Origin of the sequence: Pseudoalteromonas sp. SR44-5 (genome assembly GCF_014163675.1) — a bacterium.
GTDB classification, from domain to species: domain Bacteria; phylum Pseudomonadota; class Gammaproteobacteria; order Enterobacterales; family Alteromonadaceae; genus Pseudoalteromonas; species Pseudoalteromonas rhizosphaerae.
Genome location: NZ_JACJDT010000226.1, coordinates 1 through 282, shown reverse-complemented (window position 1 = coordinate 282; position 282 = coordinate 1). Strand labels below are relative to the sequence as shown.

Annotated in this window: 1 rRNA gene; it reads right to left on the bottom strand. The window is 36.2% G+C overall.

What is annotated here, in order from left to right:
- Positions 1-205 precede the first annotated feature (205 nt).
- Positions 206-282 (bottom strand): 16S ribosomal RNA (locus H5154_RS23360); the annotation flags it as partial.

Genomic DNA, 282 nt, shown 5'->3' with positions numbered 1-282 from the left:
AAACGTTCATTAAATGGCACTGAATGATACTGCTATCATTCTTTTTTACTTTTGAAAACTCTGTACAAATACACTGTATTTATACGAATTTTATTATCAGCTTTTCCAAATTTTTAAAGAGCATATTAATTAGTTAAACCCAATGGGCAAAACTAACTAACAATCATCTGTGTGGACACTACGAACAAATAAGTTCTAAATCGTATAAGGAGGTGATCCAGCCCCAGGTTCCCCTAGGGCTACCTTGTTACGACTTCACCCCAGTCATGAATCACTCCGTGG